A 1,421-nucleotide genomic window follows, 5' to 3' on the forward strand; every position below is an offset into this window, starting at 1 on the left:
AAACGGCTGCCCGTCTCAAGCGTTCCCCCGGCACGGGGATGGGCAGCCCGCCGGTTCACACTCTCAGTGACCCACACACCCAACCGGGTGACAAGACACCCCCACCACCAACCACCCAAACGGAGTACCCCCGTTGCGGATGCCTCGTAATGGGCCAAGCCTGAGGAGCCCACACCAACTGGCCGTAAAACTCGGCCATGACCTGGAAAAACAGCGCTGAGAAAGAGGTACGACCCGCTCCTGTCCTCGCAAGTGGGCCATTAGGCAACGAGCGTGACAGCGGACGGTCACGGCAGTCGCGCGGGCAACAAGCCGTCAGAGCACCGGCACGGCAGGCAGTCGCCGGATCCCCTGACCAATCGGCCATGTCGTCACTCTCCCAACAGCTCCCGCTTCAGCGGCCCAGCGGCTACCTGCGCGGGGCACCGCTGGAGGGCGGGATGAGCCCGCCGACGATCACCGCCTGTGGAGGCCCCCGGTGTCATGGCTGACCCTGCCCGGATCAGCACAGCGCACCACGGCGATCGAAGAATCGTCCAGCAGCTGCGCTCAGCCGCCGCCCGGACGCGCTGCCACCGGAGAGTACGGGACACTCCACCCATCGGGTGATCGCGATGGTTCGGCGCCGGCCATAAGCCGGCCACCGGGCTCCGCGGAGGAGCCTCCCCACGGTGTGGTCCCCGCCCAACGCAGGGACCACGTGTGAATGTCGGCTATTTCCGCGCGAGACTGGACCTGATCTCCGAGATCGGCTCACGAAATCATTCAGGGCGAGGCGACCGGGTTGGTGCGTCGGGAGTCGTCGTTACGCAGAGCGCGGGCCGAGTCGCAGGTCAAGCTTGTGAACGTGGCCAGGTCCACGGCCGGCTGCCTGCGGACTTGGTGACCTTGGCTACTGTGTGGCTGCTGGTCAAGGTCACCGACCGCGCGGCTGGTCCGGTCGTGGCGTTCAAGCTTGCCGAGTCCGCCCGGACTGGTGAAGGGCTGTAACGGCTCCTCCGCCTCGTCGCTCTCGTCAGGTGGTGGGTGCGATGGCCACGCCCACCGGGGCGCTGCCGACGGGGACGGCGGCGGTGACGGTATTGGTGCTGGTGTCGATCACCGACACAGTGCCCGAAGCCGAGTTGGTGACGTAGGCACGGGTGCCGCCCGGGGAGACCGCCACGCGAACCGGGCTACCGTCGACGGTGATGGTGTCGGTGACGGTGTTGGTGCCGGTGTCGATCACCGACACAGTGCCCGAAGCCGAGTTGGTGACGTAGGCACGGGCACCGTCCGGGGAGACCGCCACACCCAGCGGTGCTAGGTCGACTGGGATGGTGGCGGTGACCATGTTGGTGCCGGTGTCGATCACCGACACAGTGTCCGAAGCCGAGTTGGTGACGTAGGCACGGGCACCGTCCGGGGAGACCGCCACACCC

1 pseudogene is annotated in these 1,421 nt (G+C 67.3%); it reads right to left on the bottom strand.

Features of this window, described 5'->3' with window-relative positions:
* Positions 1-1,015 precede the first annotated feature (1,015 nt).
* Positions 1,016-1,421 (bottom strand): annotated as a pseudogene (locus tag G3I77_RS40490) (YncE family protein); the annotation flags it as partial.

The sequence above is a fragment of the Streptomyces sp. D2-8 genome (genome assembly GCF_023184515.1).
GTDB lineage: Bacteria > Actinomycetota > Actinomycetes > Streptomycetales > Streptomycetaceae > Streptomyces.